Below are 24,999 nucleotides of genomic sequence, written 5' to 3'. Positions count from 1 at the left end.
GTGAGTGACGATGTAGCCCTGACCGCAACGACCACGCCCTGGTGGCGAGACCATGCGCCCAAAAGCGCGCTGGGATATTCACTGGTGCGCGCCTTCGTCGCCGGTGACGAGCCACGTGATCTTCCGGTTAATGAACTGCGCGAACTGTGGGGCCGCGAGGCCCTGATCGTCGCCAATGCGGCCATGGTCCGCATCCGCCTGTTCGGTAATCGCCAGCATCGCGAGGCGCGTCATTACGATGTGCTGGAACTGTTCGCCTTTGTTCGTCCGGCTCAGTTTTGTGCGCCTTCGGTGGCGGGGCTGGCCTTGGCCTGCGGTTATCCCGAACCGCAGACGCCGGAAGCCCAGGCCCACGTCCTGTTCGATATTGTTACCAGCCTGTGTGACGAACTGAAAAATGCCTCGCTCGGCTTTCGCCTCGTGGCGCAATCGGGCGTGCGGCTTATGGAAAAGCAGGGCTGGCCGTGGGCAGCGCTGCTGCAGGCCGTGCTCGACCAGACCGCCATCCCGCCGGATTATGTCATGCCGCCGGCGCTCGATGTCTGGACCCTGCTGGAGGAATGGGAAGACCAGCCGCCTGAAGGTGCGGCGCGCGCCGTTTCCCTCACCGAGGACGAGGTCAGCATTGCGCTCGATGCTAACCTGGCCCGCGCCGGACTGGACGAGCGCCGGCCGGAGCAGCGTGAATTCGCCCAGAAGGCACGCGATATCTTCGCGCCGAAGTTCGTCAAGGACCAGCCGAATATGTTGCTGGCCGAGGCGGGCACCGGGGTTGGCAAGACGCTCGGCTATCTGGCGCCTGCTCACGCATGGGCGCGCAAGGCACAGGGGCAGGTATGGGTTTCGACCTTCACCAAGGCGCTGCAGAAGCAGATCTATAACGATACCCGCGCCCTGTTCGACAACCCGCACGAGCGCGCCGAACAGGTGGTGGTGCGCAAGGGACGGGAAAATTATCTCTGTCTGCTCAATTTCCAGGAACGGCTGAACGGCGCCCACAGCCAGCCGGAAATCATCATGTCCGTGCTGATGGCGCGCTGGGTGCTCTACAGCCGCGATGGCGACATCATGAGCGGCGACTTTCCGACCTGGCTGCCGTCGCTCCTGCCGCCGACCTCGCCCGCCCATGTCTTCCAGACCCTTGCGCCGCAGGCCCTGGTCGATCGCCGCGGCGAATGCACCTATGCCGCCTGTCCGCATTATCGCGTCTGCTTCATCGAAAAGTCGGTGCGCAAGGCTAAGTCTGCTTCGCTGGTCATCGCCAACCACGCCCTCGTCATGGCGCAGGCGGCGTACGACCTGCGCGATACGGCGCGTGCCGAGATGCAAGCGGAAATGAACGGCGAGGACATGCAGGATGAGGTGGCCGTCCCCGCTTTGTCGCGTCTGATCTTCGACGAAGGCCACCATGTCTTCGAGGCGGCGGACTCGGCCTTCGCCACGCGGCTTTCGGGGCTTGAGGCCTTCGAGCTGCGGCGGTGGATACGCGGCAATGAAGGCCGGTCGCGCCGGGGGCGGGGGCTTGAGGCGCGGCTGGGCGACTTGCTTTCCGGTGACGACGCGTCGAAGGCGGCCATGCAGGATCTGGTGCGTGCCGCAGCCGTCCTGCCGGCGGAAGGTTTTTCGCAGCGCATTACCGTGCGCACCCAGGATGGCGGCGGCCTCGATCCGGTCGGGCCGATCGAGGCCTTGCTGGTCGAGGTCTACAAACAGATCGATATCCGTCAGGGCGAGGCGCGACTGCGGTCGCGCTTCTCCGCCGATGGCGAGCAGGGTGGCGAATGCGAGGCGCATCCCTGCATCGAGGGCGTGGCTCTGGCGGCCAAGACGGCGGCGCGGGCTTTGGCGGCCATCGAGGCGCCGCTGCTGGCCCTGGTGCGTGCATTGGAAGACCGCCTGAGCAGTGGCAAGGAAGATATCGAGCCGGCAGACCGTATCCGCATTGAAGGCGCCCTGCGTGGGCTGGAGCGCCGCGCGCGGATGCTGCTGCCGGCTTGGCGCGCCCTGCTGCAGCAACTGACGCTCGATGATGAACTGACTCCTGAGAGCGCCCAGACCGTGGACTGGTTTTCGACCGAGGTCATCCGCGGCCGGATCGTCGATGTCTGCCTGAACCGTCACTATGTCGATCCGTCCCTGCCGTTGGCGGAATATGTGTTGAAACCGGCGCATGGCGTGCTGGTGGCCTCGGCCACGCTTAGCGATGCCACTCAGGTGGCAGAAGGTGAAAACAAGGATATCTTCGCCCTGGCCCGTCAGCGGACCGGCGCCAATCATCTCGTCATGGGCGCCAAGGCGATCCGCGTCGCTTCGCCGTTCGATTATGCGGCCCAGGCCCGCCTGTTCGTCATTACCGATGTCAGCCGCGATGACGCCCGTTCGGTCGGCGCGGCCATGCAGGCGCTGTTCGTGGCGGCAAAGGGCGGGGCGCTGGGGCTTTTCACCGCTATCCGCCGCCTGCGTGCTGTCTATGACCAGATCAACAAGCCGCTGAGCGAGCAGGGGCTGTCGCTCTATGCCCAGCATGTCGATCCGCTCGATGTCTCCGACCTGATCAGCGTCTTTCGCGCCGAGCATCATTCGTGCCTGCTGGGCACGGATGCCATTCGCGACGGGGTCGATGTGCCCGGCCAGGCCCTGCGCCTGATTGCCTTCGACCGCATTCCCTGGCCGCGGCCCGATACGCTTCATCGGGCGCGCCGGCAGCATTTCGGTGCCCGGATCTATGACGACGCCCTGACGCGCGCCAAACTGGCCCAGGCCTTCGGCCGCCTGATCCGGCGAAAGGATGACCGGGGCGTGTTCGTCATGCTCGATTCCGCCGCCCCGACGCGCCTGTTCTCCGGCCTGCCGGAAGGCGTCCTGGTGCAGCGCTGCACCCTGGCCGAGGCGATTGCCGCCATCGAGATGTTTCTCTACCCGGTATAGATTGACTTTTCTGCCGGCTGTGCGTTTGGTTAACGCCTGATATTAATCTCTTCGCCCTCCCCATTTATGGGGAGGGGGGACCATCGCTTGCGATGGTGGGCGGGGCTGAAGCCGGTGGAATGGCCCCTTCCGTCATCTCGCCGAGGCGGGATGCCACCTTCCCCATAAATGGGGCAGGCGAAGTCATCTGAGGACCTCACTGTGACTGACGATCTGACCTTGCCGACCAAACCGCAGAAAAAGGCCAGCCGCTGGGGTCTGTTCGGTCCCGTTTTGTTGCTGGCCCTGCTGTTCGCCGGCTGGAGCGCCTACTGGGTCTATACGGCCAATCAGGTGCAGGCGCGGGTGATCGCGACGCAGAAAAGCCTGATCCAGGCGGGGTATCAGGCCAGTTTCGATCCGATCAAGGTCGAGGGCTATCCCTACCGGATGTTCCTCGATTTCCACAACGTCAATATCATCGCGCCTTCAGGCAAGGGCTTCTCTGCCCCCGCCATTGAGGCGGAAGCGAATGCCTATGCCCTGACCAAGTGGGTTATGACGGCGCCGCAGGGCCTGACCCTCTATCGTGGCCGGGTGCATCAGGGCGGCGGCGAGGGCGTCATCGATCTCGGCAAGGTGGTGGTCAGCGGCCGCAGCCTGAAGGCCAGCGTTTCCGATCTCAACAAGCCGATCTACCACGTGGCGCTGCAGGGCACGGGCCTCAGCCTGACCGCCTCCGATACCCTGCACCCCTTTGCTTTTTCGAAAGCGGAGAACTTCGAGGCCTATCTGCGGCCCACGGCCAATGTCGCCGACAGCGCCGACATGATGATCCGCCTGACCGACGCCTATGGCGATCCGCAGAGCATTGTCGGCGATCTGTCACCTGGCAAGCCGCTCAGCCTGCAGGTCGAAAGCACGATCAGCCACATGTCGGGCTTCAAGGGCGAGGATTTCACCGGCAGTCTCGATACCTGGCGGCGTATCGGTGGGCAGGTGACCGGTTACAAGGCCAAACTGACGGCTGGCGATCTCAGCCTGTTCACCACCAGCGATGCCTTGGTGCTGGATGAGACCTCTCATATCAAGGGCAAGCTGGGTATTGAAATATCCGGCACCTTCAACCCGATCGATGTGCTGGGCGCCCTGCATATTATCTCACGTGAGAACATGACCATCGCCCGGCCACTGCTCAACCTGACCCTGGCGACCCAGGGCACGCAGAAGTTCACCATCGAATTCCACGATGGCAGCGCCTGGATTGGGCCGCTGAAAGTTTCAGATGCACCTATACTGCCCTAAGCGGAAATTATACTGACCTTCACTCAAACAAGACTTGTGATGGCGGCATCTGCGGCCTAATGTCGGCCTTCCTTACGCTGACGGAACCGTAAACTTGAGTACACTCGCCGACCTACGCACACAGATCGATGCGCTCGATGCCGAATTGCTGCGCCTTGTCGATGCCCGCGCGGCGCTGGGCAAGGCCATTGGTGAGGCCAAGGCCAAGGAAGAACCGGCGAACAGCCAGGTCTCCCTGCTGCGTCCGGACCGCGAGGCCATGCTGATCCGCAAGCTGCTGGCCATGCCGCGCCAGGCGGCTTCCGATGGTGTGGTCGTGCGCATCTGGCGTGAGCTGATTTCCGAAAACCTGCGCATCCAGGGGGCCTCCAGTAATGGGGGCCTTCATTTGAATCTGAGCACCGCCGAACACTCCAAGGAGGTGCTGGTGTGGGCGCGGGAACGCTTCGGCTTCGCGCCGTCATTCGGCTATGTGAATGACGCGACCGCGGCCATCCAGGCAGCGCGCGATGTCCGCCATATCTCGGTCCTGTCGCTCGATCCGCGCGGCGGCGCCTGGTGGGCGCGCCTGCTGGCCGAACCGAAGGTGCGCATCATCGCCGCCCTGCCGGAGTTGTCGCGCGGTCGGCCGCACGCCGTGGCGCTGGCGGCCATCCCGCCTGAGCCAACCGGCGACGACATGACCTTCTGGGTGTCTGACTCGGCCGAGCACGAAAACCACATCATCGAAACCCTGGGCCAGCGCGGTTTTGCCGCAGAATGGCTTTGCACCGCGCAAGGGCTTAAGCTATTTGGCCTCATCGGCTATGTGCAGGAACATGACGAGCGGCTGGCGACCCAGACGCTTGGCAGCCTGACGGGCATTATCGGCGCGGCCCCCCGGATCTAATCTCGGATTTCACCACGAAAAACACGAAAAGCACGAACAGACGCGTCAGGACCGGATGCCCGTAGGGCACTCAGGTTTTTGAGTGGACTATATTAAAGGCACTGCGCGCAAGGCAGCCACACAAAGACGTTCGTGCTTTTCGTGTTTTTCGTGGTTAATCCCCCTCATGAAGCGCCCAAATACACAGGCGCAGGACTATTGCGATGAATGAGCACGTTATGACCAAATCTCCGGCCCCGAAGACGGGCATACTGGATATCGCCCCCTATGTCGGCGGCAAGTCGAAGATCGAGGGCGTGGCCGAGCCGATCAAGCTGTCCTCCAATGAAAATGCCCTGGGTTGCTCGGTGCGTGCCATCGAGGCCTATGAAAAGGCAAAGGAAAAGCTCTTCCGTTACCCGGATGGCCATGCTGCACCCCTGCGCGCCGCCGTCGCCGAATATCACGATCTGGAGCCGGAGCGCCTCGTTTTCGGCAATGGCTCTGACGAGGTTTTCGCCCTGCTGAACCAGGTCTATCTCGAAGCCGGCGACAATATCGTCACCGGCGAACACGGCTTCCTGGCCTATCGCATTTCGGCGCTTGCCTGCCAGGCCGAGGTCAGGCTGGCGGAAGAACCCGATCAGCGCGTCAGCATCGAAAAGCTGCTGGAACTGGTCGATGCCAAGACAAAGATCGTCTACCTCTCCAATCCGGCCAATCCGACCGGCACCTGGAACACGCCGGAAGAAATCGCCGACCTGCGGACGCGCCTCGATCCATCTATCCTGCTGGTGGTCGATGAGGCCTATGCCGAGTTCGTAGATGAACCGACCTGGGAAACCGCCTTTCCGCTGGCGCGCGACAGCGACAATGTGATCGTCACGCGCACCTTCTCGAAAATTCACGGTCTGGCCGGCCTGCGCATCGGCTTCGGCTACTGCCCGGTCGATGTCATCGCCGCCATCGACCGTGTTCGCCTGCCCTTCAATGCCAATCTGCCGGCGCAGTTTGCCGCGGTGGCCGCCTTGCAGGACGCGGTGCATATCGAGGCCTCGCGCCAACAGGTGCTGAACTGGCACCCGCGCCTGCGCCAGGCGATCGCCGGCCTGGGCTATGATATCCGCAAGACCATCGGCAATTTCATCCTGATCTATTTCCGTGATGCGGAAGAGGCGGCGCGGGCCAATGAATTCCTGATGACGCAGGGAATCATCATCCGTCATGTCGCCAACTACGGTCTACCGCAGTGCCTGCGCATCACCATCGGCAAGGACGAGGAAAATGAGGCGGTGATCGAGGCGCTGGGCAGATTTGCGGCGACGCGGTAGGCAAAATGCTGCAGCGCGGAAATGTCGCATTATTTGCCGGAACGCGCTAAGCTATCTATATTGCTGATGTCGTCACAGCCGAAGTTTCCCCATGCCTGATCAATCCGCGCCTGCCGCCAATACGAAAATCGTCTTCGGACAGGGTTTCCTGAAGGATTGCTGGTGGTTTGCCGCGCTTTCAGGCGATCTGGTGCCCGGCAAGCTGCAGCGCTATGTCATTCTGGGCGAGCCGGTCCTGCTGGCGCGCGATCTCGATGGCCGCGCCTATGCCATGCGCGATATCTGTCCGCACCGCGCCGCTCCGCTTTCCGCCGGTGAAATGATCCGTGACGGTAAGGGCGGTGGCTGCGTCGTCCAGTGCTGCTACCACGGCTGGACCTTCGATACCCAAGGCACCTGCAAGACCATCCCGTCTCTGACTGCCGATCAACCGATGGACGTGGAAAAGATCAAGGTCCGTTCCTATGAAATCCGCGAGCAGCAGGGCATTATCTGGATCTATATCACCGCCGATTCGCGCCGCCCGGCTGAGCCCGATCACGAGCCGCCGGTCCTGCCAGGTGTCGTTGGCGGTAAGCCCCTCATTGTCGAGACCATGGATTTCGACAGCCATATCGATCATGCCGTCGTTGGCCTGATGGACCCGGCGCATGGCCCCTATGTGCATCAGCAATGGTGGTGGCGTTCGGCCAAGAAACAGCTCTCGAAAATCAAGCAGTTCGAGCCGCGCGAATACGGCTTCTCGATGGTTCGCCACGCGCCGTCTTCCAACAGCCGCGCCTACAAGATTCTGGGGGGCGCACCGGCTACCGAGATCACCTTCCGCCTGCCGGGTATCCGCTACGAGCATATCGAGATCGGCAGCCAGCAGGTGCTGGGCCTGACCTGCCTGACGCCGATCGATGACAACAAAACCCGTATCACCCAGATATTCTGGTCGGATCACGGCCTGTTCCGTTTCATCGCGCCCCTGTTCCGCTATGGCGCCAAGGCCTTCCTCAAGCAGGACGGCGATATGGTCAATCTGCAGAACGAGGGACTGAAATACGATCCGGCCCTCATCTGGATCGACGATGCCGATACCCAGGCCAAGTGGTATCAGCAGCTGAAACGGGAATGGATGCAGGCACGCGCCGAAAAGCGGCCCTTTGTCAATCCGGTCAAGCCCGCCACACTGAAGTGGACAAGCTAAACAAAAAACCCCTTCAATCGACCGATTGAAGGGGTTTTTTTGTAGGCTTTCCTGTCGGATCAGGCGGCTTTTAGCCCCAGAACCACCAGCTTGATCTGGGCGCTCAGGCTCTTCGACATCTTGTCCATGTCAAAGACGCCGCTGTCGTCGCTGGCCTGATAGGCGCGGCGCAGGTTAGCGAAGCACAGATCTTCCAGCAGGTCTGTCGCGCTTTCGATATCTACGCCCGACGAAATCTCGTTTTTCGCCAGCGCACCTTTCAGCGTATCCAGCAGGATGACGTGGATCAGATCGCTCATCTGGCCGACCTCATTGACCGGCGCCATGCCGGGCAGCTGGCCGTGGCTCCACTTCATGACGAAGGCCGACAGCACGATCCGGGCATTATGGCTCATGGATTCGTAGCCTTGCATCATCTGTGTGTGCAGGCGGGTAGCAAGATCGAGATTTTCATCGTGAGAGTCGCGCATGGCGCGGACGACCTTGTCGTTCTCGGCCAGCAGGACGGTCAGGAAAATCTCGTTCTTGTCGTTGAAGTTGGCGAACAGCGCGCCGGTGGAAAGACCGGCAGCGCGGGCGATATCGCGCAAGGTGGCCGCTTCAAAACCGCGTTCGCGGAAAAGCGTGGCGGCAGAATCCAGTATCTTCAGGCGATTGCGTTCCTTGGAACGGGCACGCGTACCGAGCGGTGGGGTCAGGTCCTTGGTGATAGCGGTGTCACTCTTAAAAGATTCGGGCACAGGTTCGGAACTATGGCTGGGGTCGTACATAACGCGGCTACTTCATACACAAAATTAAGTTTACCTGCGAGGAAGGGCGGGCAGGTTGCGCCCTACTTAGTATGCGTGTCCCGTCAATACAATGGAGACGATGTTATTTCCGTGTCAGGGCTTCTGCGATGCACGGGGACAATGGTTCAACGGGCGAATTAAAAAAGTCCGTCGCTGTTACATATAAAAATCTCGACTTCTGGCCATAAAAGGGCGATTGAATGTCATGACCAAAATACTCTTCTATCTGGCCCTGATAGCCATGTTCGGCGTGCTGGTCGTGCTGGGCATCGGGATTTTCAGCCTCGTGCGCGGCGGCTATTTTCGCGAAAGATGGTCCAACAAGCTGATGCAGCTGCGCGTGGCCATGCAGGCCGTGGCGATTCTTTTGCTCGTCATTCTCGCCTGGGCCATGCATCGGGGCGGCTGATGGTCAAGCTCAACAAGATCTATACTCGCACCGGCGATGATGGCACCACCGGGCTGGCCGATGGTTCGCGCCGGCCAAAGGATGCCCCGCGACTGGTTGCCATCGGCAGCGTCGATGAAACCAATGCGGCTTTGGGGCTGGTGCGGCTAAATAGCGCAGACGATCCGGCGCTGGATGGCCTGCTGGCGCGCCTGCAAAACGAACTGTTCGACCTCGGCGCCGACCTGGCCACGCCTTCGGACGATGTTGCGTGGGCGCCTCTGCGCATAAAGGCGCATCAAGTCACGGCCCTGGAAGAAGCGCTCGATGCCTATAACGCTCCGATCGCAGCCCTGACCTCCTTCATCCTGCCGGCCGGCACCGCCCTGAGCGCGCATCTGCACCTCGCGCGCACCCTGGCCCGCCGCGCCGAACGCGATGTGGTGACGCTGTCCGGCATTGCAGGTGAGGCGGTCAATCCGGAGGCGCTGAAATACCTGAACCGGCTGTCCGATCTGTTGTTCGTGCTGGCCCGCCATGCTAACGATCAGGGCCGCGCCGACGTCCTGTGGGTGCCTTCGAAATAGGAATATCATGTCGAAAGCCGTCGCAGCCCTCGCGCTTTGCTGTCTCTTCCTGACCGCCTGTAGCAAGTACAAGGCCGATGGCGGCAAGGACGGTCAGTCCTTCGCCCCCGATCCGGCACGCGCATTCACTGTCAGCGCCGTGCTGACCGATCGCGCGGCGGCAAAGATGAAGGCCCTGGGCGACAATCTGGTGATCGATACCAGCTATTACGGCTATCCAACCGATGCAGCGCGCCCCAAGGCCAACAGCCTGCAGCAGATTGACCTCGGGCAGGAAAAAATCGTCGTTTCGCCTCCGGCCTATCAGGCGCACATGCTGGGCCGCATGAACTCAAAGGGTGTCACTGACATCACCGGCGATGTCATGGTGCTGGTCAATGGCTACAGCGTCACCCCGGTCGGCGCCAAGGATGACCAGATATCCTGCGGCTATTACCGTGCCCGTATCGAGCTGCCTCAGGCCAAGGCGCCGGTCCTGCAGTGCGATATCGAAACGCCCTGAAGACTGGGCCGGTTATGAAGACCGGGCTGATTATTGCGAATTGACCGCCCGCTCATTGCTGGCCTTGCGCGCGTCGTCATGGAAATCGACCTTGGCAGCCTCCCCGTTCTTGCGACCCGTGATGGTCGACAGGGCAATCGGCGCATAGCAGCCGCGATCCTTCCATGAAAACCAAGCGCCAGCGGCCTCGCACTTCTTGCGCGGTATGTCGTAAAGCCAGCCATAGCCGACGATGGCGGTGCTGCACACGGCCAGCAGGATGATGAAAATATATTTCAGTTTGCCGATCTGGCTGGGCATGGGCAGGTCTGTCCGAAGCTGTAACTTGACGTTCGCGTAAAGATGCGTATATGTCTTTATGCGCCAATAAGGGCCTGAGGGCAATGGAAAAGCACCACTTCATTCATTGAAAACACCCGCAAAAATACCAAACAGCAATTGACTTTGCGGGCATTGGTCGTCATGTGAACCCCCAGCCGAACACGCCCCATAAGGGCATCAGGAAACGAACTGAAAAGGTTATAAGCCATGAAGATTTTGGTCCCCGTCAAGCGGGTGCTGGATTACAACGTCAAGGTCCGGGTCAAGTCCGACCAGTCGGGCGTCGATCTGGCGAACGTCAAGATGTCGATGAACCCGTTCGATGAAATCGCTGTCGAGGAAGCCACCCGCCTGAAGGAAAAGGGCGTGGCCACCGAGGTCGTTGCCGTCTCCATCGGCCCTGCGCAAGCGAAAGACACCATCATTACCGCCCTGACCATCGGCGCCGACCGCGGCATCCTGATCCAGACCGACCAGGACGTCGAGCCGCTGGCCGTCGCCAAGCTGCTGAAGGCTGTGGCCGAGGCTGAAAAGCCCGACCTGATCATCATGGGCAAGCAGGCGATCGATGGCGACAACAACGCCACCGGCCAGATGCTTTCCACACTGCTCGACTGGCCCCAGGCGACCTTCGCCTCCAAGGTCGTGGTCGAGAACGGCGAAGCGCAAGTCACGCGCGAAGTCGATGGCGGCCTGCAGACGCTCGGCGTCAAGCTGCCGGCGGTCATCACCACCGATCTGCGCCTCAATGAGCCGCGCTATGCGTCTTTGCCCAACATCATGAAGGCCAAGAAGAAGCCGCTGGAAACCAAGACGGTTGCCGATTACGGCGTCGATGTCACCCCGCGCCTCAAGGTGCTGAAGGTCACCGAACCGGCCAAGCGTTCCGCCGGCAAGAAGGTGGCCGATGCCGCCGAACTGGTCGCCAACCTCAAGTCCGCAGGAGTTCTGTAAATGGCCGCTCTCGTTATTGCCGATCATGATGGCGCCCATCTGCGCGACACCACCCACAAGACCGTCACCGCCGCGCTTGCCCTGTCGGGCGATGTCGACGTGCTGGTCTATGGCGAAGGCATCAAGGCCGTGGCCGATGCCGCGTCGAAGATTGCCGGCGTCCGCAAGGTATTGGTCGCCGAATCCGCCGACCTGAAGCAGGATATCGCCGAAGACGTCGCCGGTCTGATCACCGGCCTGGCCGCCAACTATGATGCGGTCGCCATTCCGGCCTCGGCTTCGGGCAAGAATTTCGCCCCGCGCATCGCCGCTTCGCTCGATGTGTCGCTGCTGTCGGACGTGATCGAAGTGGTCGATGGCTCCACCTTCGTGCGCCCGATCTATGCCGGTAACGCGCTGGAAACCGTCCAGACCTCGGAAGCGAAAAAGGTTCTGACCGTCCGCACCACCGCCTTCAAGGCAGCGGGTGAAGGCGGTTCGGCTGCGGTTGAAACCATCGCCGCTCCGGCCGCCAAGGCTGGCACGCGCTTTATCTCGGAAGAGAAGGTGACTTCGGATCGTCCGGAACTGGGCGCTGCCAAGATTATCGTTTCCGGCGGTCGCGCCCTCGGCTCGAAAGAAGAGTTCGATGCCGTGATCGATCCCCTGGCTGACAAGCTGGGCGCTGCCGTTGGCGCCTCGCGCGCGGCGGTCGATGCCGGCTATGCGCCGAACGATTACCAGGTCGGTCAGACCGGCAAGGTGGTGGCGCCGGAGCTTTACATCGCCGTCGGCATTTCAGGCGCCATCCAGCACCTCGCCGGCATGAAGGACTCCAAGGTCATCGTCGCCATCAACAAGGACCCCGAGGCGCCGATCTTCTCGGTGGCCGATTACGGCCTGGTGGCGGATTACAAGACCGCCGTTCCGGATCTGATGAAGGCTTTGGGTTAAGAGAAGCCTTCTGATTAAGTCGATTTTTGTGCCTCTCCGGCCCGCCGGGGAGGCACAAGTTCATGGTGCGTCTCTTTTCCTTATTGCCTTGCAACGGGGCGCATTCTATTTCCATAACCAGAGTCGAATTTACGTAGGGCGAACCGCATGACCACGATCAGGACTGTAGGTATTATCGGTGCAGGCCAGATGGGGGCGGGGATCGCCCAGGTCTGCGCGCAGTCAGGTTACGATGTCCTGCTGTTCGATGCCTCCGCCGATGCCGTGAAGGCCGCGCTGGCCCGGATCGAGAAAGGCCTGAACCGCCTGGTCGAGAAGGAAGCCATCACGGCTGAGCAGGCCACGGATGCGCTCTCGAAGCTGATCCCGGCGGCCGCCATTTCGGAACTCAAGGATTGCGATCTGGTGATCGAGGCCGCCACCGAAAAGGAAGAGGTCAAGAACGCCATCTTCAAATCGGTGTGCGAGCACCTGAAGCCGGAAGCCCTGCTGGCCTCCAACACCTCGTCGATCTCGATCACCCGTCTTGCCGCCGCCACAGATCGGCCCGGCAAGTTCATCGGCCTGCACTTCATGAACCCGGTGCCGGTGATGAAACTGGTCGAAATCATCCGCGGCATCGCCACCGAGGCCGACACCTTCGAGACCGGCCTGGCCTTTGCCCATTCGCTCGGCAAGACGACGACCGTATCGGAGGATTTCCCGGCCTTTATCGTCAATCGCATCCTGATCCCGATGATCAACGAGGCGATCTACACCCTCTATGAAGGCGTCGGCACGGTCGAGGCCATCGACACCGGCATGAAGCTGGGCACCAACCATCCTATGGGGCCGCTCGAACTGGCCGATTTCATCGGTCTCGATACCGTTCTCGCCATCATGAACGTGCTTTATGACGGCCTGTCGGATAGCAAATACCGGCCGTGCCCGCTGCTGATCAAATATGTCGAGGCCGGCTGGTACGGCCGCAAGGCCGGGCGCGGCTTCTACGATTATCGCGGCGAAAAGCCGGTCCCGACTCGCTAGTTATGTCCAGGCCGGGGCTCAGCTATCGCCAGCCGGAAATCCGCTGGATGTTCATTTCAGCCATCGCGGCCCTGTGCCTGCACGCCCTGTGCTGGTTCGTGGCCCGCGCCCTGTGGGGCGATGCCGATGCCGCGGGCGAAACCCAGCGCCAGGTGTCTCTGGCCGTCTTCTGGATGGTCTGCACCCTGATAGCCTGGAAGCTCAGTCCGCCGCCCTCGCGTCTGCATGCCGCCCTGGGCGCCCTGATGTACGCCCTGTTCCTGACCCTGCTCGGCAGCGTGGTGGCCCTGATCAAGCTGTCCTTCTTCGACCGGATGCCGCTGGACGCCAATCTGATGAAATCCTTCTCGCTGCTCAGCGTGATGATGATCCTGACCCATCTCTGCCTGGCCGTGCCTTCGGCCATCCTGTTGCAGGCCGTCGCCCTGAAACGCAACCCGCAGCCCGATCCGGCCGCCGGATGACCGCGCGCATCCGCACGCTGGACCATGTGCGGGGCCTGAGCATATTGGGCATATTGCTGGTCAATGCCATCGCCTTTGCGCAGCCCTTCGCGGTCTACAGCCAGCCGAACCTGTCGTCCCTGCCCCTGAGCCATGACGACCTGGCCGTCTGGTGGGTGATCGAGACCTTCTTCAAGGAAAAGTTCATCACCTGCTTCACCTTGTTGTTCGGGATAAGCGTCTGGCTGGTCGGGCGCGACCGCAATCCGGCCGATCCGGCCTACCGGACACCGTTGTTCCGCCGGCTGGCCTGGCTGGTCGTCTTCGGCCTCATCCATGGCGCGTTGATCTGGCATGGCGACATACTCCTGTCCTACGCCCTGACCGGCTTCGTCTTTTGGCGCTGGCAGGAGACCCCGGCGCGCAAGCTTCTGCTGTGGGGGCTGGGCCTATTCGTGATGGGCACGGTCTTTCTGCTGGCGCCCAATATAATGACCGCCCTGAGTGGTGAACCGGTCCAGGCGGATCACGGTGATCTGGCCGCCCTGATCAGCCGCATGCGTGGCCCCTTCCTGGTTTCGATGGCGCAAAATGCCGCCGTCTGGGCGGAGACCATCGTGCAGGAGGTGCTGGGCTATCTGCCAACGACGCTTGGCCTGATGATGGTCGGGCTGGGGCTTTTCAAGACCGGCCTGCTGCGTGGTGAAGCCCGTACGCGCACCTATCTGGGACTGATAGCGGCCGGCGCGGTGAGCCTTTTCCTGATCGGCTGGCAGGCACGGATAACCATGGCTGCCGGCTTTCCCTATCCTCAGATTTTCGGCCCCTATGCCCTGGCCAATGATCTGCTATGCCTGCCCGTGGCGCTCGGCTATGTCAGTGGGCTGGTGCTGGTCGGACGGACGTCTATGGGCGCTGTGCTGCTCCATCCCCTGGCCTGCGCCGGACGCATGGCCTTCACCAACTACCTGACGCAGTCCCTGATCATGACCGGTCTGTTCTACGGTGGCCGGGGGCCGGCGTGGTTTGGCGAAATGAACCATGCCGCGCTGGTGCCGATCGTCGCGGCCATCTGGATCGGCCAGCTTGTTTTCAGCACCCTGTGGATGGCGTGGTTCCGCTATGGCCCGTTCGAATGGGGCTGGCGTTGCCTGACCTACGCGCGCTGGATGCCGATCATGAAATAGGCGGCAGCGCTGATCACTCAGCCAGCAGCTTGTCCAGCAGGGCCTGGACCTCCGGCGTATCCCACTTGGCCTCACCATCGAGGCGGGCGACCTGGCGGCCCTGCTTGTCGATGATCAGGGTGCCCGGCATGCCGGAAATCTTGTATTTCGATGGTGCCTGGAAATTCTGGTCGGCATAGACCTCCAGCGGCTGCTGGACATCCATGAAGGACTTCACATCGGCGAATTTGTCCTCGGTATCGACGCTGAGCGGCAGCACCTTCACGCCTTTGCCGGCATAGTGTTCCTGCAGTTTGGCCAGGGTCGGCATCTCGAAGCGGCACGGCGCGCACCATGTCGCCCAGACGTTCAGCACCACCACCTGGCCCTTGAAATCGCTCAGCTTCACCGGTTTCTGGTCGCGGTCGATAAAGGAAATGTCCTCGATGGTGACGGGCGTTTCGGACGTCACCAGCTTGGCCAGAGCTCCCTTGGCGTAGACAGCCAGCGGTCCCTTGGCCGGAGCGGCGGCCGGGGCATTATTGGCCGCCACTTCCGGCGGCAGATCGGGTTTTCCGGTGGTCGCCAGCAGGCGCCAGCCAATGAAACCCGCGAGCGCGACCAGGACGATGGCCACCACGGCGATCACCGCAATTGGCGGGCGCTTCATTTTTCGTGACTTTGACGTATCTCCGGCCTTGGGTTCCGCAGCGTCCTCCGCTATAGGCATGACCGCCGGGGCCACAGGTTGGCCCTGAATATCAGATTCCGTTGAGGGCCTGTCCTTGTCCTCATTTAACCTGGGTTCCGTCATGACCGATCCATCCGCCCAAAATGCCCCGAACGCGCAGGCCCCTCAAGAAGGGCAAAAGATGTGGGGCGGTCGTTTTACTGCCCGACCCGATGAGATTATGCAAGCCATCAATGTCTCCATCGATGTCGATAAACGCCTTTGGCAGCAAGACCTTGCGGGGTCCAAGGCTCACTGCGCCATGCTGGCGAAACAAGGTATCATAAGTTCGGAAGACTCCCAAATCATCCTGAACGGGCTGGAAACCATAACGGCCGAGATCGAAGCCGGCACCTTCCCCTTCCGCGCCGAGTTCGAGGACATTCACATGAATGTCGAGGCGCGCCTGCGCGAACTGATCGGCGCCACGGCCGGCCGCCTGCATACCGCCCGCTCGCGCAACGACCAGGTGGCGACCGATTTCCGCCTGTGGGTGCGCGATCAGGTCGATCTCACCATCCAGCAGCTTTATGATCTGCAAGGCGCCCTGCTCAAGCGGGCGGAAGACTATGCCGACGCTCTGATGCCGGGCTTCACCCACCTCCAGCCGGCGCAGCCGGTCACCTTCGGCCATCACCTGATGGCCTATGTCGAGATGTTCGGCAGGGACCGTTCGCGCTTTGTCGATGCTCGCGCCCGCATGAACGAGAATCCGTTAGGTTCGGCGGCGCTGGCCGGTTCGCCCTTCCCGATCGACCGCCACATGACGGCGCAGGCGCTGGGTTTCGACCGCCCGACCGGCAATTCGCTCGATGGCGTGTCGGATCGCGATTTCGCTTTGGAATCCTTAAGCCACGCTGCAATCTGCGCGGGTCATTTGTCGCGTCTGGCTGAAGAAATCGTCATATGGACGACACCTTACTTCGGTTTCATCCGGCTTTCGGACTCCTTCTCGACGGGCTCCTCGATCATGCCGCAAAAGCGCAATCCCGATGCCGCCGAACTGGTGCGCGCCAAGACCGGCCGCATCAATGGCGCGCTGATCGCGCTGACCACGGTGATGAAGGGCCTGCCATTGGCCTATTCCAAGGATATGCAGGAAGACAAGCCGCCGGTTTTCGAGGCCTTCGATGCCCTCGATCTCGCCTTGCGCGCCATGACTGGCATGGTGCTTGATCTCGAAGCCAATATCGCGAAGATGGCCGCCGCCGCCGGCGCGGGCTTCTCGACCGCCACCGACCTGGCCGACTGGCTGGTGCGCAACCTGGGCATCCCGTTCCGTGACGCGCACCATATTACCGGCGCCGCGGTCAAGCTGGCCGAGACGAAGGGTGTGGATTTGGCGCAACTAAGCCTGGCCGATCTGCAAAATCTGGAAGCCAGGATTACCGATGATGTGTATAAGGTCTTAACGCCTGAGGCCAGCTGCGCCAGCCGTCAAAGCTACGGTGGCACGGCGCCCGATCAGGTCCGCATTCAAATCCAGCGCTGGAAGGAACTCCGTTCATGATGACCGCCTCTAAAGCCCGCCTTTTGACCATCGCAGCCCTGGGCACCGCTCTGCTTGGCGCCTCCCTGCTTTCGGCCTGTGGCAAGCTGGGCGATCTGGATCGTGCGCCGCCGATGATGAACAAGAAGGCGAAGGCGCAGTGGTCAACCTCGCAGAATTCGGATGGCGGCGTGACGACCACGACCGACTCCTCGACCTCGCGCGCCAGCGAAAAGGCCCTGCCGGATGCCGATGGCCAGAACAGCGTTGAAAACCCCTACACGGTCAACAAGTCCATCCAGGACGCGCCCCTGGAAGGCAACGGCAGCAATAACGGCTTCAACAATCCGCCTTCTCATTAAGAATTAGATGAATCATTTCGAATACCAGGACGGCGAGCTTTACTGCGAACGGGTTGCCTTGCGGGAACTGGCGGAAGCCGTCGGCACACCGCTCTATGTCTATTCCTCGGCGACACTGGAACGGCATTATAACGTCTTTGCCGATGCCCTGTCGTCCAAGCCGGAACTGCTGAGCCCGAAGGGCGAGGCGCCGCTGATCGCCTATGCCACCAAGGCCAATTCCAATCTCGGCGTGCTGGCCACGCTGGCGGCACAGGGCTGTGGCGCCGATACGGTGTCCGAAGGTGAGATTCGCAAGGCCCTGAAGGCTGGTATTCCCGCCGACCGTATCGTCTTTTCCGGCGTCGGCAAGACCGATGCGGAAATGGCGTTTGCCCTGAAGGCTGGCATCTATCAGCTCAATGTCGAGTCGCGTCCCGAACTGGAGCGTCTGGCGCGCGTGGCAGCGGAACTGGACATGGTGGCGCCCTTCGTCATCCGCATCAATCCGGGGGTCGGCGCCGGCGGGCATGAAAAGATCACCACCGGCGGGGCCAAGGACAAGTTCGGCATCTCGGCGGCGGAGGCTTTAAGCCTCTATGCCGGTGCGGCCGGTCATCCGAACCTGGCCCCCATGGGCATTGCCTGCCATATCGGCAGCCAGATCCTCGATCTCAAGCCGCTGCAGGAAGCCTTCACCAAGATGCGCGGCTGGGTGGAACAGCTGCGCGCCGAAGGCCTGGCGGTCGAACGCCTCGACCTTGGCGGCGGGCTGGGCGTGCCCTATTTCAACCAGAAAGAACCGGCCAGCGTGGCCGACTATGCCGAGATGGCGGCGCTGGCCGCCGGCAATCTCGGGGTGCGCTATACCTTCGAACCGGGCCGTCTGATCGCCGCCAATGCCGGTGTGCTGATCTCCAAGGTGGTGCATGTGCATGAGCGCGCCGATTCCGGCCAGCAGTTCCTGGTGATCGATGCGGCGATGAATGACCTGATCCGTCCGGCGCTTTACGATGCCTTCCACGATATCCGCCCGGTGGCGCGTCCCGGCAACGAGACGGCCACCTATGATGTCGTGGGGCCGATCTGCGAGACGGGCGATACCTTCACGCGCGGTCGTGAAATGCCGGTGATGCAGGCGGGCGATCTCGTCTCCTTCATGAGCGCCGGAGCCTATGGCGCGGTAATGGGAAGCGAATATAATTCGCGGCCACTCGCGCCGGAGGTGTTGGTGCGTGACGGCGATTGGTCTATCGTGCGTCCTCGACCGAGCTATGAGGAAATGATGGCGCGCGAGCCCCTGCCGGGCTGGTTGTCGCCGGCGCCGAAGGTCAAGTCAGCTTAGTTTCAGAATAGGGGGGCCTATGCAGCCAAGCAACAAATCACCGTTCGCACCGCTCAATCGCGGGCTTTTCTTCACTAAAGCGACGATGATCTGGGAGCGCCTGGTTTTGCCCTCGCTGTTTCCCTTCGTGCTGCTGGCCCTGCTTATAGCGGTGGCGGGGCAATGGGGCCTGTTCGCCCTGTTGCCAAAGGTCGCTCATATCGCTGTGCTGACGGTCGGGTTGATCATAAGCGCCGTGGCGGCGGTGCGCATGGTGCTGCGTTTCCGCATGCCGAGCTTTACCGAGGTCAATACGCGCCTGGCACTGGATAACGGCCTGAAGCCGGAACGCCTGCTGGCCATGCGTCATGAAAAACAGCAACCTGTTCTGAAGGTCGGCAAGGCCAAAGCAGGCATTGCGGCCTCTGACCCGTTCGCCCTGCGTTATGTGGCGTTATCGGCGGCGATACTGGGCTTCCTGATCCTGGGGCCCGTGCCGGTTACGCAGGTGGCCAGCGCATTCATGCCGCTGAGCAATCCTGTGCAGACCTTTGCCAGCCTGAGCCTCAGGTAAATATCTAATCCATCGCCCCGATATAGGGCAGGGCCCGGTACTTGCCACCGTCATCCAGTCCGTAACCGACCAGATAGCGCGCCGGTGCTTCCCAGGCGGTGAAGTCGGCTTCCATTTCACGCACCTGGCCGTCCTTCAGCGGATCGGGCTTGCGGGCAAAGACAGCGGTTAGCACCTGAGTGGCGCCGGCTTCCAGGGCGATTTCGCAGGCGATCTTTAGTGAGGCGCCGGTATCGAGCACATCGTCCATGATCAGCACCTGCCGGCCGGCGACCGAGCGCTGCAGCGGCGCGCGGATCAGCATGGCGCCGCTGTCGCGGCCATCGGCATAGGAGGATAGCCAAAGGGCGTCGAAAGCGATATCCCGGCCGGCGCGGTTGAGCGCGCGTGTCAGATCCGCGGCGAACCAGAGGCCGCCAGTCAGGAGGCAGATCCCGACGCAGTCCGGCTGGACGTAGTCGATCAGCAGATTGGCGAGGGCGGTGACCCGGCCCTGAACCTCTTCTTCGCGCAGCAAAACGGCAGGCAGGGCATCGGTCATGCGGAAATACTCTTGATACTAGTGGGCGGCGCCGTGGGATTCGGTAGCGGGTTCCGTATGGCCGGAAGTCGTCTCTGAGGGGGCCTCGGGAGTCGCTTCGGCATGGGCTGGCGCAGCTTCGGGTTCAGCAGGTCCGTGAGCTGCCTCTTCATGTGAAGGTTCGGCCTGGGCCTCGTGTTCACCGGCGTCATGCTCGGCGCCTGAACCGGTGCGCAAGCGCGCGCCGACATTCTTCAGGTCCTTCATGGCTACCAGGTCGAATTTGAGGTCTAGCGAGCTGGTCAGGTTCTTCGGGTCATCGACATCGAAGGTCAGGGTGCGGGTGGCCTTCGGCGGTACGACGAGGCCGTTCGGGGTCTTGAGGACGGAGGTGAATTCCTGTTGGCTGGCGTCGAACAGGCGCACGCGCACCGGCGGCACCGGCACCGGCTTGTCGCTGAGGTTCTTCACCTGGGTCTGGATGGTGACGATGAAGCGGCCATTCTTGAAGCCCGAGGCCGCCGTCTGGTTGCTCAGCTCCATGTGGCTCCAGTTGACCGGCAGGCCGACCATGGCATAGGCGCCGGCCACGCGTGGAAAGGCGCGGACGATGTCGACGCGCAGGAAAAAGCCGAGCGCCAGTACCACGGCGAAGGCGCCGGCCATGCCGCTCCAGACGAGGCCCTGCGCGGCGAGGGCCTTCATACGCTTCTTGTCTTCAAGGATGGCGCGGTATTTCAGCGGCAGTTTCTTGGCCTTGACCTTGTGCAGATCCTCGACCGTTTCCTTCTCGGTCTTCTTGACGTCGCTGAATGACAGATCGATGGGCTTTTCGGCCGGCTTTTCCGGGCGCTCGGCGTGCCAGGTGGTCTTGCAGGCCGCGCAGCGAACGGTGCGCCCACGCTCACCGAGCTGGGAGTCGTTGAGCGTGTATTTCGTCGCGCAATTGGGACAGCTCAGGATCATGTTCAGTTAAATCGTAGGCACCGAATCAGTACATACCCGTTAACCACATACGGGTTCTTAACCTTATGTCCTCAAAAGTCTTAACAACTGATCAAGCCAGCGCTCTCTCGTCCGTTATATGCCCATTGCGTCCGCCACCCCAGATGACCGTCCGCCCGAAGCGGAGAGCGATGCCGTCGTGGCCTTTCACGATGTGTCGCTGGGCTATGACCTGGGCATGCCCCGGGCGCTTTCGCAGGGCATTAACGAAGACGATCTGATCCTTAAGCATCTCAATTTCGAGCTGCCAGCGGGCTCGTTTCATTTCCTGACCGGCCCTTCCGGTTCCGGCAAGACCTCGCTGCTCAAGATGATCTATCTGGCGCAGAAACCGACCATGGGCACGATCGAGCTGTTCGGCGAGACCGTGCGGCCGCACGATCGCTTGCAGATCGCCGGCATGCGCCGGCGCTTAGGCATCATCTTCCAGGATTTCCGACTGCTGGAGCATCTCAACGTCTTTGACAATGCAGCCCTGCCCCTGTTTGTGCATGGCGCCCATTTCCGCGAATACCAGGAGGATGTCAGCGAACTGCTGAACTGGGTGGGGCTGAAAAACCGCCTCGAAGCCATGCCGAACGTGCTTTCCGGCGGGGAGAAACAACGCCTGGCCATTGCCCGCGCCGTGGTGACGCGTCCGACCCTGATCCTGGCCGATGAGCCGACCGGCAATATCGACTATGCCATGGGCCTGCGTATCATGCGCCTGTTTATCGAGCTGAACCGGCTGGGGGCCACGGTGCTGATCGCCACCCACGATGAGGGGCTGGTCAAGGCCTCGGGCATGCCGGTGCTGGAGCTGCGCCATGGCCAGATATTCAAGCGCGACCTGACGAAAGGCACCGCATGATCGGCCCGATTGTCGCCAGACTGGGAACGCTAAAAGCCGGCCGTCTGCTGCCGCAGCAGGACCAGCGCGAGGTGGCCTTGCACTATGTCATCGGCGTCCTGTGCTTCCTGGCCTGCATGGCGGCCATGGTGGTCATGGCCTCGGACCGCGCCGCGCACGGCTGGTCACGCGACCTGCGTGGCGAGGTGACCGTCCAGGTGCGTCCGACCGGACTGGAAAGCGGTTCGGTGGCCGCGGCCAAGGCGGCGGAGGTGCTGGCCGGGGTCAAGGGGGTAGGGCAGGTGACGGCCTTGGAGCCGGAAAAGGCCAAGGCCCTGATCAAGCCCTGGCTCGGCGATGTCGTTATCGATGACCTGCCGATCCCCAATCTCGTCGAGGTAACGCTCGATCCGGAGCATCCGGCCAGCGCGCAGTCATTGAGCAATGCGCTTCTGGCCGCCGATATCGATGCCAGTATCGACGATCACTCGACCTGGCTGAAGGATGTGGAGCAGAGTGCCCTGACCATCAGGCTGATTTCGCTCAGTATTTTCTTCATTATCTTTTCGGCGACCGGGGCCGTGGTCGGCTTCGCCACGCGCGCCAACCTGACCGCGCGGGCCGATATCGTCGATGTGCTGTCCCTCTGCGGCGCCAGTGACCTGTTCATCGCCGAGCGGTTCCAGTGGCGCTTTGCCCGCATGACCTTCGAATCGGGCCTGCTCGGCGCGGGTATCGCCGCGGCCGCTATGGCGCTCATAAAAGTCACAGGTTCCTCACAAAGCTTTGCCATAGCCCTTCCCTTTTCGTGGTCGGACCTGTTAATATTAATACCGTGCCCGTTCCTGGTGGCGTTGATTGGCGCCATGACCGCGCGTATGGTGACCTTGCGCCTGCTGGCGAAGCATGATTGATCGCGGGGAAGCCAGACCCGCCTGGCGAGTTTGAAAGGGGGAGGCTGTCATTTTCAAGCATATGCGCACCCTGATCGCCCTTCTGGTGATTATCCTGCTGTGGACGGCCGGCCTGTTCGCCTTCGCCGACCGGGTAATCGATTCGACCCCCGCCACCGAGCCCTCTGAGACGGCAGACGCCATTGTCGTGCTGACCGGCGCATCCGACCTGCGGCTGAAGGAAGGCATGCAACTGCTCGAACGCCGCAAGGGCGCGCGCCTGTTCATTTCCGGTGTTAACCGCGAAGTCAAGCGCTCCGAACTGCGCAGCGTGACCGAGGGCTCCAAGCGTCTGTTCGATTGCTGCGTCGATCTCGGTTATCAGGCCGAAAACACGGTCGGCAATGCCCACGAGATCGCCGACTGGGCGCGTGGCCATGACTTCTACACCCTGATTGTGGTGACCTCCGATTATCACATGCCGCGTTCGCTGTTGGAGCTGAAGGCTGACATGCCGGGCGCCACCCTGGTGCCCTATCCGGTCGCGACGCCGGAACTCGATGCGCGCGACTGGTGGAAATCACGCAAGGGCCAGCGCATTATCGTGGTCGAATACTGCAAGTACCTCGCCATCATGGGGCGCGATGCGATCCTCAGTATTTCGCGCAAGTTCGGCGACAAGGGTAATACGCCCGCGCCGAAAGCTGGCAGTGAAGATGATTTATCCGTGAGTTCGGCTTCGTGACATTTCTGATTACCCGCGTGCGGTCACTGCTTTTTATGCTGTGGCTCTATGGTTCGATGGCTCTTTTCGGCATCCTGTGCTCGCCACTTCTTCTGTTTGCGGTGCCCGTTGCCATGGCGGTGATCCGCTGGTGGGCCAGAGCCGTTCTTTTCGGCGCCCGCTGGATCGTGGGCGTGAAGGTCGAGTTTCGCGGGCTGGAGCACCGGCCGGATGGGGCAGCCTTGATCGCCGGCAAGCATCTGAGCATGCTCGACACCATCGCGCCTTTCGTCGTGCTGAAACAGCCGGCCTATGTGCTCAAGCGGTCGCTGATCTACCTGCCCTTCCTGGGGTGGTACGCACTGAAAACCAAGATGGTCGCCATCCGCCGCGAAGATGCCGCTAAGGCGCTGAAGGCCATGGTGACCGCCTGCCGGGCGCGTCTGAGCGAAGGCCGCCAGATCCTTATCTTTCCCGAGGGTACGCGTTCGGATATCGGTGACGATCCCGATTACAAGCCGGGCGTGGCGGCGCTCTATCGCGATCTGGAAGTGCCGTGCCACCTGCTGGCCACCAACAGCGGCCAGTTCTGGCCCGGTCACGGTATCGACCGCACACCGGGTACGGTGGTGTTCGAATTCCTGCCGCCGCTGCCGGCCGGCCTGAAGCGGGCTGAGTTGATGGTGCAGATGAAGGAAAAGCTGGAAACCGCCACGGCGCGACTGGTTGAGGAAAACCGGTGAGCCTCGAAGCCGAAGCCATCGTCCGCAAGCAGCTCGATGCCTATAATGCCAAAGACATCGAGACCTTTATGTCGTGCTGGGCCGAGGATGCGGAGGTCTTTGCTCATCCGGATATTCCGCTGGCCAGTGGCCACACCGAGATTCGCGAGCGCCATGTGGTGCGGTTTCAGGAACGTGACCTGCAGGCCCGCCTGCTCAGCCGCACTGTCATGGGCAACCGGGTGATCGATACCGAACTGGTGACGCGCAACTTCCCCGAAGGTGTGGGGCAGGTCGATGTGGTCGGTATCTATGAGGTCGAGGATGGGCTGATCCTGCGCGCCTGGTTCATGATGGGGGCGCCCAGACTTCGGCCTAATTCATGATCAGCATCCAGATGGCCATGGCGACCATCATCAGGTTTTCCGTCAGGGAGACGAAGCCCAGCGGTACATGACTGTCGCCGCCGACGCAGGCGCATTTCAGTTCGCGTTTGTCGATATAGACGGCCTTGAAAACGGACACGGCGCCGATAAGGCCGATGAAGAGCGCCAGCGGAATGGACAGCCAGTTGAGGGCGTGCGCGGCCATTAAAAGGCCGGCGCCGGCTTCGGCGAACGGATAGATATAGCCGTAACGCACCCAGCGTTTGGCCAGCAGGTCATAATTCAGGAACATGGTCGAGAAGGTCTCGACATTTTGCAGTTTCAGTATGGCCAGCACCACCATGCTGAAACTGATGAACCATTCGGCGGCACGCAGCGTAAAGGGGGTGCCGAGAGCCGCGTAACTGACCGCCAGCGCCAACAGGGCCGTAACGGCGAAGACGGCAATCACCGGCTGATAGGTGGGTGTCTTGGGATCTCGGACGGTCTGGCCAAACCAGCGCCGCAGATCGTCATAGCCACCGATCCGTTCGTTATCGATGAATATCTGCGGCGTGGTTTTGACAGTGTGTTCGGCCTTGAAGGCGTCGGTCTCGTCACGCGTTTTCAGCCAGTGGTCATCGACCCTGTAGCCCCGGCGCTGCAACAGGTCCTTCGCCTTCAGGCCGTAGGGGCAGGTGTGCTTTTCCATCACCATTCGGTAGAGCGTGGCGGTTTTGTCAGGTGCGGACATGGCGGGCAATCTCGT

General features: G+C 61.7%; 28 protein-coding genes. 22 read left to right on the top strand and 6 right to left on the bottom strand.

The annotated features are described in order from the left end of the window. The 5 genes from QM647_RS03715 to QM647_RS03695 all read left to right on the top strand — a co-directional run bounded on the left by QM647_RS03715 (position 1) and on the right by QM647_RS03695 (position 7,603). A complete protein-coding gene (locus tag QM647_RS03715) occupies positions 1-2,928 on the top strand; it encodes an ATP-dependent DNA helicase (RefSeq protein WP_414994124.1) in 2,928 nt (975 codons plus the stop codon). A gap of 201 nt (positions 2,929-3,129) precedes the next feature. Further along, positions 3,130-4,212 carry a DUF2125 domain-containing protein gene (locus QM647_RS03710; RefSeq protein ID WP_414994123.1) on the top strand — a complete coding sequence of 361 codons (1,083 nt, stop codon included), beginning with the start codon at positions 3,130-3,132 and terminating at the stop codon, positions 4,210-4,212. A 94-nt stretch (positions 4,213-4,306) separates the two neighbouring features. After that, positions 4,307-5,101, top strand: a complete 795-nt coding sequence (locus QM647_RS03705; protein ID WP_414994122.1) for a chorismate mutase — start codon at positions 4,307-4,309, stop codon at positions 5,099-5,101. A gap of 218 nt (positions 5,102-5,319) precedes the next feature. Beyond that, a complete protein-coding gene (gene hisC, locus QM647_RS03700; RefSeq protein WP_414994121.1) occupies positions 5,320-6,411 on the top strand; it encodes a histidinol-phosphate transaminase in 1,092 nt (363 codons plus the stop codon). Between the two features lie 91 nt (positions 6,412-6,502). After that, complete coding sequence (locus tag QM647_RS03695; RefSeq protein ID WP_414994120.1) at positions 6,503-7,603, top strand: Rieske 2Fe-2S domain-containing protein; 1,101 nt, start codon at positions 6,503-6,505, stop codon at positions 7,601-7,603. Between the two features lie 59 nt (positions 7,604-7,662). Here QM647_RS03695 and QM647_RS03690 read toward each other — a convergent pair whose 3' ends face one another. Further along, positions 7,663-8,343 (bottom strand): TetR/AcrR family transcriptional regulator, encoded by a 681-nt coding sequence (locus tag QM647_RS03690; RefSeq protein ID WP_414994119.1) that lies wholly within the window; start codon positions 8,341-8,343, stop codon positions 7,663-7,665. 256 nt (positions 8,344-8,599) lie between these two features. Here QM647_RS03690 and QM647_RS03685 point away from each other — a divergent pair, with 256 nt between their 5' ends. Genes QM647_RS03685 through QM647_RS03675 form a run of 3 tightly spaced genes read left to right on the top strand, consistent with a single transcriptional unit; the run spans position 8,600 to position 9,871 of the window. After that, positions 8,600-8,803, top strand: coding sequence for a twin transmembrane helix small protein (locus QM647_RS03685; RefSeq protein WP_414994118.1), 204 nt, complete (start codon positions 8,600-8,602; stop codon positions 8,801-8,803). Next, positions 8,803-9,369: a cob(I)yrinic acid a,c-diamide adenosyltransferase gene (locus QM647_RS03680; RefSeq protein WP_414994117.1), complete on the top strand. Its 567-nt coding sequence runs from the start codon at positions 8,803-8,805 to the stop codon at positions 9,367-9,369. Before QM647_RS03685 ends, QM647_RS03680 begins: the two co-directional genes overlap by 1 nt. 7 nt (positions 9,370-9,376) lie before the next feature. Further along, a complete protein-coding gene (locus tag QM647_RS03675) occupies positions 9,377-9,871 on the top strand; it encodes a hypothetical protein (protein ID WP_414994116.1) in 495 nt (164 codons plus the stop codon). Positions 9,872-9,901: 30 nt separating this feature from the next. Here the strand turns inward: QM647_RS03675 and QM647_RS03670 are convergent, their stop codons facing one another. Further along, positions 9,902-10,171 (bottom strand): hypothetical protein, encoded by a 270-nt coding sequence (locus QM647_RS03670; protein WP_414994115.1) that lies wholly within the window; start codon positions 10,169-10,171, stop codon positions 9,902-9,904. 228 nt (positions 10,172-10,399) lie between these two features. Here QM647_RS03670 and QM647_RS03665 point away from each other — a divergent pair, with 228 nt between their 5' ends. The 5 genes from QM647_RS03665 to QM647_RS03645 all read left to right on the top strand — a co-directional run bounded on the left by QM647_RS03665 (position 10,400) and on the right by QM647_RS03645 (position 14,735). Continuing rightward, on the top strand, positions 10,400-11,146 hold the full coding sequence (locus QM647_RS03665; RefSeq protein WP_414994114.1) for an electron transfer flavoprotein subunit beta/FixA family protein: 747 nt from the start codon (positions 10,400-10,402) through the stop codon (positions 11,144-11,146). Then, positions 11,147-12,079 carry an electron transfer flavoprotein subunit alpha/FixB family protein gene (locus tag QM647_RS03660; protein ID WP_414994113.1) on the top strand — a complete coding sequence of 311 codons (933 nt, stop codon included), beginning with the start codon at positions 11,147-11,149 and terminating at the stop codon, positions 12,077-12,079. A gap of 147 nt (positions 12,080-12,226) precedes the next feature. Then, positions 12,227-13,105, top strand: a complete 879-nt coding sequence (locus QM647_RS03655) for a 3-hydroxybutyryl-CoA dehydrogenase (protein ID WP_414994112.1) — start codon at positions 12,227-12,229, stop codon at positions 13,103-13,105. A 2-nt stretch (positions 13,106-13,107) separates the two neighbouring features. Beyond that, positions 13,108-13,569 (top strand): hypothetical protein, encoded by a 462-nt coding sequence (locus QM647_RS03650; RefSeq protein ID WP_414994111.1) that lies wholly within the window; start codon positions 13,108-13,110, stop codon positions 13,567-13,569. After that, positions 13,566-14,735, top strand: coding sequence for a DUF418 domain-containing protein (locus QM647_RS03645; protein WP_414994110.1), 1,170 nt, complete (start codon positions 13,566-13,568; stop codon positions 14,733-14,735). Before QM647_RS03650 ends, QM647_RS03645 begins: the two co-directional genes overlap by 4 nt. 13 nt (positions 14,736-14,748) lie before the next feature. Here the strand turns inward: QM647_RS03645 and QM647_RS03640 are convergent, their stop codons facing one another. Further along, complete coding sequence (locus QM647_RS03640) at positions 14,749-15,384, bottom strand: TlpA family protein disulfide reductase (RefSeq protein ID WP_414994109.1); 636 nt, start codon at positions 15,382-15,384, stop codon at positions 14,749-14,751. Between the two features lie 142 nt (positions 15,385-15,526). Between QM647_RS03640 and argH the strand changes: the two genes are divergently transcribed. Genes argH through QM647_RS03620 form a run of 4 tightly spaced genes read left to right on the top strand, consistent with a single transcriptional unit; the run spans position 15,527 to position 19,172 of the window. Beyond that, entirely contained in the window at positions 15,527-16,954 is a 1,428-nt protein-coding gene (gene argH, locus QM647_RS03635; RefSeq protein ID WP_414994108.1) for an argininosuccinate lyase, read from the top strand. Then, the gene (locus tag QM647_RS03630) at positions 16,951-17,295 is read left to right on the top strand and encodes a hypothetical protein (RefSeq protein ID WP_414994107.1); all 345 of its coding nucleotides are present in this window, start codon (positions 16,951-16,953) and stop codon (positions 17,293-17,295) included. Before argH ends, QM647_RS03630 begins: the two co-directional genes overlap by 4 nt. Before the next feature lie 7 nt (positions 17,296-17,302). Further along, entirely contained in the window at positions 17,303-18,619 is a 1,317-nt protein-coding gene (gene lysA / locus QM647_RS03625; RefSeq protein WP_414994106.1) for a diaminopimelate decarboxylase, read from the top strand. A 19-nt stretch (positions 18,620-18,638) separates the two neighbouring features. Further along, positions 18,639-19,172 (top strand): DUF4175 family protein, encoded by a 534-nt coding sequence (locus QM647_RS03620; protein ID WP_414994105.1) that lies wholly within the window; start codon positions 18,639-18,641, stop codon positions 19,170-19,172. Positions 19,173-19,176: 4 nt separating this feature from the next. On the opposite strand, the gene QM647_RS03615 is transcribed toward QM647_RS03620, so the two are convergent. Continuing rightward, positions 19,177-19,713 (bottom strand): phosphoribosyltransferase, encoded by a 537-nt coding sequence (locus QM647_RS03615; RefSeq protein WP_414994104.1) that lies wholly within the window; start codon positions 19,711-19,713, stop codon positions 19,177-19,179. Between the two features lie 18 nt (positions 19,714-19,731). Beyond that, positions 19,732-20,658 carry a zinc-ribbon domain-containing protein gene (locus QM647_RS03610; RefSeq protein ID WP_414994103.1) on the bottom strand — a complete coding sequence of 309 codons (927 nt, stop codon included), beginning with the start codon at positions 20,656-20,658 and terminating at the stop codon, positions 19,732-19,734. A 118-nt stretch (positions 20,659-20,776) separates the two neighbouring features. Between QM647_RS03610 and QM647_RS03605 the strand changes: the two genes are divergently transcribed. The 5 genes from QM647_RS03605 (at position 20,777) to QM647_RS03585 (ending at position 24,251) form a co-directional block, all read left to right on the top strand. After that, positions 20,777-21,547: a cell division ATP-binding protein FtsE gene (locus QM647_RS03605; protein ID WP_414994102.1), complete on the top strand. Its 771-nt coding sequence runs from the start codon at positions 20,777-20,779 to the stop codon at positions 21,545-21,547. Further along, on the top strand, positions 21,544-22,440 hold the full coding sequence (locus QM647_RS03600) for a cell division protein FtsX (RefSeq protein ID WP_414994101.1): 897 nt from the start codon (positions 21,544-21,546) through the stop codon (positions 22,438-22,440). Before QM647_RS03605 ends, QM647_RS03600 begins: the two co-directional genes overlap by 4 nt. 61 nt (positions 22,441-22,501) lie before the next feature. Then, positions 22,502-23,164, top strand: coding sequence for a YdcF family protein (locus QM647_RS03595; protein WP_414994100.1), 663 nt, complete (start codon positions 22,502-22,504; stop codon positions 23,162-23,164). Positions 23,165-23,172: 8 nt separating this feature from the next. Next, positions 23,173-23,886, top strand: a complete 714-nt coding sequence (locus tag QM647_RS03590; protein ID WP_414994560.1) for a lysophospholipid acyltransferase family protein — start codon at positions 23,173-23,175, stop codon at positions 23,884-23,886. After that, positions 23,883-24,251, top strand: a complete 369-nt coding sequence (locus QM647_RS03585) for a nuclear transport factor 2 family protein (RefSeq protein WP_414994099.1) — start codon at positions 23,883-23,885, stop codon at positions 24,249-24,251. The genes QM647_RS03590 and QM647_RS03585 overlap by 4 nt, the downstream gene beginning before the upstream one ends. On the opposite strand, the gene QM647_RS03580 is transcribed toward QM647_RS03585, so the two are convergent. After that, positions 24,241-24,984, bottom strand: a complete 744-nt coding sequence (locus QM647_RS03580) for a MauE/DoxX family redox-associated membrane protein (RefSeq protein WP_414994098.1) — start codon at positions 24,982-24,984, stop codon at positions 24,241-24,243. The two genes, QM647_RS03585 and QM647_RS03580, sit on opposite strands and share 11 nt — an antisense overlap. Positions 24,985-24,999 lie beyond the last annotated feature (15 nt).

The sequence above is a fragment of the Asticcacaulis sp. genome (assembly GCF_047605585.1).
Taxonomy (GTDB): domain Bacteria; phylum Pseudomonadota; class Alphaproteobacteria; order Caulobacterales; family Caulobacteraceae; genus Asticcacaulis.
The sequence above is the reverse complement of the archived record's forward strand: the minus strand, read 5'-3'. Positions and strand labels throughout refer to the sequence as shown.

What these genes read in the sequence shown, in the direction of transcription:
- QM647_RS03630 (WP_414994107.1), top strand. Translation starts at nt 16,951, where the DNA reads ATGATGACCGCCTCTAAAGCCCGCCTTTTGACCATCGCAGCCCTGGGC.
- QM647_RS03610 (WP_414994103.1), bottom strand. Translation starts at nt 20,658, where the DNA reads ATGATCCTGAGCTGTCCCAATTGCGCGACGAAATACACGCTCAACGAC.
- QM647_RS03645 (WP_414994110.1), top strand. Translation starts at nt 13,566, where the DNA reads ATGACCGCGCGCATCCGCACGCTGGACCATGTGCGGGGCCTGAGCATA.
- QM647_RS03695 (WP_414994120.1), top strand. Translation starts at nt 6,503, where the DNA reads ATGCCTGATCAATCCGCGCCTGCCGCCAATACGAAAATCGTCTTCGGA.
- QM647_RS03595 (WP_414994100.1), top strand. Translation starts at nt 22,502, where the DNA reads ATGCGCACCCTGATCGCCCTTCTGGTGATTATCCTGCTGTGGACGGCC.
- QM647_RS03580 (WP_414994098.1), bottom strand. Translation starts at nt 24,984, where the DNA reads ATGTCCGCACCTGACAAAACCGCCACGCTCTACCGAATGGTGATGGAA.
- QM647_RS03670 (WP_414994115.1), bottom strand. Translation starts at nt 10,171, where the DNA reads ATGCCCAGCCAGATCGGCAAACTGAAATATATTTTCATCATCCTGCTG.
- QM647_RS03675 (WP_414994116.1), top strand. Translation starts at nt 9,377, where the DNA reads ATGTCGAAAGCCGTCGCAGCCCTCGCGCTTTGCTGTCTCTTCCTGACC.
- QM647_RS03680 (WP_414994117.1), top strand. Translation starts at nt 8,803, where the DNA reads ATGGTCAAGCTCAACAAGATCTATACTCGCACCGGCGATGATGGCACC.
- QM647_RS03600 (WP_414994101.1), top strand. Translation starts at nt 21,544, where the DNA reads ATGATCGGCCCGATTGTCGCCAGACTGGGAACGCTAAAAGCCGGCCGT.
- QM647_RS03655 (WP_414994112.1), top strand. Translation starts at nt 12,227, where the DNA reads ATGACCACGATCAGGACTGTAGGTATTATCGGTGCAGGCCAGATGGGG.
- QM647_RS03660 (WP_414994113.1), top strand. Translation starts at nt 11,147, where the DNA reads ATGGCCGCTCTCGTTATTGCCGATCATGATGGCGCCCATCTGCGCGAC.
- QM647_RS03665 (WP_414994114.1), top strand. Translation starts at nt 10,400, where the DNA reads ATGAAGATTTTGGTCCCCGTCAAGCGGGTGCTGGATTACAACGTCAAG.
- QM647_RS03650 (WP_414994111.1), top strand. Translation starts at nt 13,108, where the DNA reads ATGTCCAGGCCGGGGCTCAGCTATCGCCAGCCGGAAATCCGCTGGATG.
- hisC (WP_414994121.1), top strand. Translation starts at nt 5,320, where the DNA reads ATGACCAAATCTCCGGCCCCGAAGACGGGCATACTGGATATCGCCCCC.
- QM647_RS03685 (WP_414994118.1), top strand. Translation starts at nt 8,600, where the DNA reads ATGACCAAAATACTCTTCTATCTGGCCCTGATAGCCATGTTCGGCGTG.
- QM647_RS03615 (WP_414994104.1), bottom strand. Translation starts at nt 19,713, where the DNA reads ATGACCGATGCCCTGCCTGCCGTTTTGCTGCGCGAAGAAGAGGTTCAG.
- QM647_RS03640 (WP_414994109.1), bottom strand. Translation starts at nt 15,384, where the DNA reads ATGAAGCGCCCGCCAATTGCGGTGATCGCCGTGGTGGCCATCGTCCTG.
- QM647_RS03605 (WP_414994102.1), top strand. Translation starts at nt 20,777, where the DNA reads ATGCCCATTGCGTCCGCCACCCCAGATGACCGTCCGCCCGAAGCGGAG.
- lysA (WP_414994106.1), top strand. Translation starts at nt 17,303, where the DNA reads ATGAATCATTTCGAATACCAGGACGGCGAGCTTTACTGCGAACGGGTT.
- QM647_RS03620 (WP_414994105.1), top strand. Translation starts at nt 18,639, where the DNA reads ATGCAGCCAAGCAACAAATCACCGTTCGCACCGCTCAATCGCGGGCTT.
- argH (WP_414994108.1), top strand. Translation starts at nt 15,527, where the DNA reads ATGACCGATCCATCCGCCCAAAATGCCCCGAACGCGCAGGCCCCTCAA.